Raw genomic sequence first — 6,129 nt, 5'->3', positions numbered from 1 at the left:
CGGCCAGGTATGTCCGTGCATAGCCATGCAGTCGCTCCAGAATCATCAGGGGCGTTTTTTCTCGATATGGGCACAGAAAGGTGTGTGTTTCAGGCCGGAGGCCGCAGAAACGCGCTGAGGGCCTCTGCGGCGGTGCGCGTAATGAGACGTTATGGTAAATGCAGGTTTTTTAATATATGTAGTTGAAATGTAGCCTAGGTGGAGGGAAAGTGTTTTTGGTGTATACGTTACAATCTTACGTGAGGTGCGAATGAGCAATATTAAACCTGATAGTCTGATCCGGATTACAAAAAGAAAGAATGAAAATGGCGATGAAACAACAGATTTAGAATGGAAGCCTGGTTCAAAAGAGGCAATTGCCACAGGCGCGGCTGCTGGAGCAGCACTAGGTTCTGTTGTTCCTGTAATAGGAACTGCAGTCGGGGCTGCGATCGGTGGGACTTTAGCTTTAATTTTTGGATAACCAAGTTTAGAGCGAAACACCCGTCAGGAATGGCGGAAGGTAGCCTGCTAAAAGCGGGCTTTTTTACGCTCATGCGAGCAAGGGATGTTATGGTAAATGGTGTGGAATGCCGCCTGGAGGCGGCTTAATTATCTATCTAACTTTTTCCACTTTAGTCATAAATTCTTTAATGGAAACAATCGCAGTAGCTTTCCCTCCAGGGATGCTTGCAGCTGAGAAATCGATGTCTTGATTCCCGAAACCATTTTGCACGCGATATTTTTTTTAAAAAGGATTTTGAAAGGATGCGGGTAGATCTTCTTGAGATCCTTAAGCGAGAGTCGTAATCTCTTGACCAAGAAACGAAAAAACCGCCCTGCAAGGCGGTTTTTCGAAGGTTCTCAGAGCTACCAACTCTTTGAACCGAGGTAACTGGCTTGGAGGAGCGCAGTCACCAAAACTTGTCCTTTCAGTTTAGCCTTAACCGGCGCATAACTTCAAGACTAACTCCTCTAAATCAATTACCAGTGGCTGCTGCCAGTGGCGCTTTTGCATGTCTTTCCGGGTTGGACTCAAGACGATAGTTACCGGACAAGGCGCAGCGGTCGGACTGAACGGGGGGTTCGTGCATACAGTCCAGCTTGGAGCGAACTGCCTTCCCGGAACTGAGTGTCAGGCGTGGAATGAGACAAACGCGGCCATAACAGCGGAATGACACCGGTAAACCGAAAGGCAGGAACAGGAGAGCGCACGAGGGAGCCATCAGGGGGAAACGCCTGGTATCTTTATAGTCCTGTCGGGTTTCGCCACCACTGATTTGAGCGTCAGATTTCGTGATGCTTGTCAGGGGGGCGGAGCCTATGGAAAAACGGCAACACCGTGGCCTTATCGCTTCCCTGTTAAGTTTCTTCCTAGCATCTTCCAGGAAATTTCCGCCCCGTTCGTAAGCCATTTCCGCTCGCCGCAGCCGAACGACCGAGCGTAGCGAGTCAGTGAGCGAGGAAGCGGAATATATCCTGTATCACATATTCTGCTGACGCACCGGTGCCGCCTTTTTCTCCTGCCACATGAAGCACTTCACTGACACCCTCATCCGTGCCAACATAGTAAGCCAGTATACGCTCCGCTAGCGCTACGTGACTAGTTCAGGGCTGCGCCCCGAAACCCGCCAAAAGCCACTGACGCGCCTGCGGCTTGTCCAACACCGCGCCGACCGGGAAAGAATTTCCCGCCCGTCCCGGTGTTATCAGGAGGCCGGATTGGCAGACAAACGCAGCAAAATGCTCACGATGTGGGTGACTGAGGATGAGCACCGGCGTCTGCTGGAGCGCTGCGAGGGTAAGCAACTCGCGGCCTGGATGCGGCAGACGTGCCTGGTCGAAAAGCCCGCCCGTGCCGGCAAACTTCCCTCCATCTCGCCGGCGCTGCTTCGTCAGCTTGCGGGGATGGGGAACAACCTCAACCAGATTGCCAGGCAGGTGGCCCGGTTTGCTCGAAAGTTAACTGCTGATCAAAACATGTATTTTATTCCAAGTTGACCCAGCGTATCCCGGTAGCTGTCCCTGCCCATCTGATGGCTCACTGCTGTCCAAACGTTCAGATTATTCGCCAGCTTACCTTCCACGCCCGCTTTAACCTCTCCCGTATTACGGCTGCCCTGAATAAATGCGTTGGTTCTGTCCATCTGCGTACCATACTGCTTACTGTTATAAATCCAGTTAGCCTCAACGAACGGCTCAAATTCACGCTGAGTGTCCTTGTCCAATACGCTTTTCCCTTTCAGGTAGACGCGTGTACCAACGCGGACCTGAAGGTTGTTATTACCGCTCCCCTGAACGCGGGTTCCGTTCACTTCCGTATGGTCATCCGCCTTGACACCTGACCAGGTCAGCTGAACTTTCGGCTGGATGTAGACGTCGTTGGTCATCCCTTCATCTGTGGTTTTCGAACCCAGATGGAAGGTATATCCGGATTCGAACGAGGCCGTTATCCCTTTACTCCTGTAGGACTCAGCGCTCAGACCATCACCTTTAACATCATTATCAAACCAGTTGTACAGCGCCCAGGTATCTGCATACAGCCCCGTCTTGTCTGCATCGTTCCGGTACCAAGTGCCGTAAAACCCCATACTGTAACCGTTAACGCTCCCCTTTGAGCGGTAGCCTGTTAAGTTATTCTTCGTACTGCTATGTTGATTGGCGTAGCCGCCCATCACACCAAGGTGAAGCCGGTTCAAGCCGTCAGATGACCACTGCGCAATATCTCCGCCTACTTGCAATATGTAGCGGTTAGCCGTCGTTTTATTCTGGCCATCGTTCATCGTAAACTGGCTGTTGCCGCCCATGTTGCGCATCCACATGCTCGTCACTTTCTTCTCACCCGTCAGCGCGTCCGTGTACTGCGTGTCACCCAGACGGTCGTGAAGACGGGTGCTGAACAGCGTATTCGCAGCAGCAAGATTGGCGGTATAGCTGGAAATCTCAGGACGCCAGGTTGGCTCCGGTGTAGGTGTTGGCTCCGGTGTAGGTGTTGGCTCCGGTGTAGGTGTAACTGTATTAATCAGATACCAATTGCTGACATTGGTGCCAGTTCCGCGAGCCAGAGAATAATCGTATGCCCCCGCAGCAATTCGCCCAGACTGCACAAACGCATCCGCCGTCGAACCTCCTGTACTGATGACCTCAATGCCGTTCAGTGTCTTCGCCCCTGCTCCACCCTTATTAGTGACGGTCACTTTGGTCGTGCCTGTCGCTTCCCCGGTTATGACCAATTTATCCGTTGGTGAGGAATCATTACCTAATACTGTATCGAGAAACAGATAGCCATTATTGCCCACATAGTCACCTTGGATGGTGAGAATGTCGCCGGCTTTGCCATCCGAGAGGTTGAGATTAGAGCCAGTAGAAGTTACGGTACCTTTGAGTATGAACTGTGCCGGTGCTGTGCCCAGCGTGGTGGCGTTCAGCGTGGAACCTCCGTTCATCGTCAGCGTATCGAAGGTCGATGTTGCCACTGCGCCTGTATTCTTCTCTACCAGGTTCCAAGTCGAGCCGTTGTTCAGACCGATGTTCAGTGTCGAGTTGGCATATGCCTTGTTCGTCAGCCCCGTCATGGTGCTGCCATTGTCGAGCGTCATCTGCAACGAACTGGCCGCTATCGAGTCCCGGTACTTGATTATGTCGACTAGGTAGCCATCACGAGCAGCGGTGAGGTTTGAGTTTCGATCAAACAGAAGCACCGCGTCCTGTTGACCACTGTCGACCAGCAGGAGCGGTGCGGTCATCGACTGTGTTTTTATAGTGGCTTTACCAAAGCTAGCCTTGATGCCACTCGAATCGGAACTCGTCCCCCAATCGTCGATGCCGATGGCCAAAGCTGATCGGGTGGCGTTGATATCGGCAGAACTGTTAGGTCCGTTGGCCCGCAGTTCCGACCCGCTGAGAGATATCTTGATGGCGGAGCTCATGTAATCCGAGCTACCTCCAAAATTTGGGTCCATGTCAATCTTCAATGCACCGTTGGAAACAACGAGTCCTTTTCCGCTTCCGACAGCTCGGGCCTTTCCTATCTTGATTGCACTGCTATCGTAAGACGCCGCACCGATTTTCACCATTTTAATAGTGGTGTCGTTCAGAACTACCTGCGATACCGCTTCGGTACCCGCACTGTTCGACGCGGCTCCTGAGACATAGATTCCTTCGATGCGAGCACCGGTGAGTATCATGTCCAGCGTGTCCTTGATTTCAATCTTACCCGAACTACCGTTGCCATTTTGGTTTGCGCCTTGGATGGCACGTAGACCGCTGTTCAATACGGGCACCAATCCACCGCTAGTGCTTTGTCGTATGGTTGCGTTGTTGAGTGTGATGGTCGAAAACTTGCCATTATTGGCTACTGCGCTTTCACCTGAGTTCACGGAAGATCCTGCGAGGATGGCGTAAGAGGCAATGCCATTACTTAAATTTAAGCCAGTGTAATTGCTGTTCGTCGTAAGTGTGAAATTATTTCCGTTGATCGCCACAGCGCTGTGCGTGCTCAGACCGTTGATACCGCCGCCGTTACCGTTGTTGGTCAGATTTGCAGTCACGTCCGTGAAGTTGATACTGCCGTGCGTCAGGTACTGGTTGCCGATTAAGCTGAAACCGTTGGTACCTGAGTATGATATATTCGTTGTCCCGATCGTAATGGAATCAGCACCAACGGCGAGATTGCTACGTGCTAATACATACCAGCTTGCGTTTTTTCCCAATGCTGTCGGTGATTCTGTTGTTGCTGGCACTTCGTTACATCCATTGCCATATGGAGCACTGGTCCATCCAGCAATGTACGACCCATTAGCGTCTGCTGTGCAGGTGACCGCCCAAGCGCCATGAGTGCTTGTCGTCACCAGCGCGATGACTGTCGCTGAGATACGGACTAATTTCTGTGTGCTTCCCGACTTTTCGCGGAGCAAACATGCACTGTATCTTTCCAAGATGTATATTTTTTCTAAGACAGTAACAATAGGCATTTTTTCATTTCCAGACGAAGGTTGTTGAAAGTTCCCTTACTCTTGGTTTCTTTGTTACAGAATAATTAAATGTAATTGTGAATCGCCACGGATAATCTAGACACTTCTGAGCCGTTGATAATATAGGTTTTCATATTCAGCCGGTGTGACCTGCTCCCCGTTGATTAATACACCGTGATGTTAGTAATGTCTTCATAAGCCACATGATGACACCCCCATGAAGAAGCGTTTTTCCGACGAACAGATCATCAGTATTCTCCGCGAGGCTGAAACCGACATTACTAACTGATCGTTGTATCTAATACTGGGGGCAGGTCAACTTGACCTGGATAATGAGGCTGACCTTTGCGAGAAACTCCATGAGGGTGCGGAAGACCTTTACCGTGTTCTGTCAGCGAGACTGAATGTGTGTCGGGATAGTGCGTAATGACTCTGTTATGATGGTATTAACAGGGTAATACCATCATAACGTTAATTTTTATTGCCTTAGCGCTTAATATTATTACCTGGGTATTACGCTGAGTTGGCGTGTTTTTGATTTTTTATTTATTTTTTATGTAGTTGCGATGAAAATCGCCGCTGCGTTAGGTGTATGTCATTTTTTAGTATATAAAACGACCACTCCCGAGTGCTGGCGCCGCAGGTTAAGGATGATTCTGGCTAAAAAGCGTCCTTTTCCGGAAAAGGGTCATGCTCGTATGACCCTATGGGTTCAGCGACTACACATAAACTACAAGAAGACTACAAAAGCAGAACCCGCCTGATAAGCGACTACACATAAACTACGAGAAGACTACAAAAGCAGAACCCACCTGATAAGCGACTACACATAAACTACAAAATTGCATCGCTTTTACCCCAGAACGCGGGTGTACAACAGAATTGCATCAAAAGTACATCACTTTTACGTCACTTTTACATCATTTTTACGTCAGATCTGACCTCTGAACTATTCGTACATCCGCCCCTCTTCCTGGGCCTCCTGCACGTGCTGAAAATGGTTTTTCCGGCTGTGCCGGCAACGCCTCACGGCCACGCAATAAATTGCGCATCCGTTCACCGTTATCGGGGTGGTTCGTGGTGGCTTTCAGGGCGTTCATCGGATTTTAGCCGCTAAAATCCCGGCCAGGTATGTCCGTGCATAGCCATGCAGTCGCTCCAGAATCATCAGGGGCGT

General features: G+C 50.4%; 3 protein-coding genes and 1 pseudogene. 3 read left to right on the top strand and 1 reads right to left on the bottom strand.

Annotated features, from left to right (window positions below):
• Positions 1-250: 250 nt before the first annotated feature.
• Both V6942_RS23245 and mobC read left to right on the top strand, forming a co-directional pair.
• Positions 251-463, top strand: a complete 213-nt coding sequence (locus V6942_RS23245; protein ID WP_163446239.1) for a hypothetical protein — start codon at positions 251-253, stop codon at positions 461-463.
• A gap of 1,259 nt (positions 464-1,722) precedes the next feature.
• Positions 1,723-1,923: pseudogene (gene mobC / locus V6942_RS23240) on the top strand (plasmid mobilization relaxosome protein MobC); the annotation flags it as partial.
• 29 nt (positions 1,924-1,952) lie between these two features.
• Here the strand turns inward: mobC and V6942_RS23235 are convergent.
• Positions 1,953-4,952, bottom strand: a complete 3,000-nt coding sequence (locus V6942_RS23235) for an autotransporter outer membrane beta-barrel domain-containing protein (protein ID WP_333501866.1) — start codon at positions 4,950-4,952, stop codon at positions 1,953-1,955.
• A 292-nt stretch (positions 4,953-5,244) separates the two neighbouring features.
• Between V6942_RS23235 and V6942_RS23230 the strand changes: the two genes are divergently transcribed.
• Positions 5,245-5,379 (top strand): Rop family plasmid primer RNA-binding protein, encoded by a 135-nt coding sequence (locus tag V6942_RS23230; protein WP_122008692.1) that lies wholly within the window; start codon positions 5,245-5,247, stop codon positions 5,377-5,379.
• Positions 5,380-6,129: the final 750 nt, after the last annotated feature.

It is taken from the genome of Kluyvera genomosp. 2 (assembly GCF_036759865.1).
Lineage (GTDB): Bacteria > Pseudomonadota > Gammaproteobacteria > Enterobacterales > Enterobacteriaceae > Kluyvera > Kluyvera ascorbata_B.
This window is presented reverse-complemented; position numbering and strand designations above follow the sequence as displayed.

Bases quoted from the DNA above. Each gene is read 5' to 3' on its own strand.
- V6942_RS23245 (WP_163446239.1), top strand. From the start codon at position 251: ATGAGCAATATTAAACCTGATAGTCTGATCCGGATTACAAAAAGAAAG.
- V6942_RS23235 (WP_333501866.1), bottom strand. From the start codon at position 4,952: ATGCCTATTGTTACTGTCTTAGAAAAAATATACATCTTGGAAAGATAC.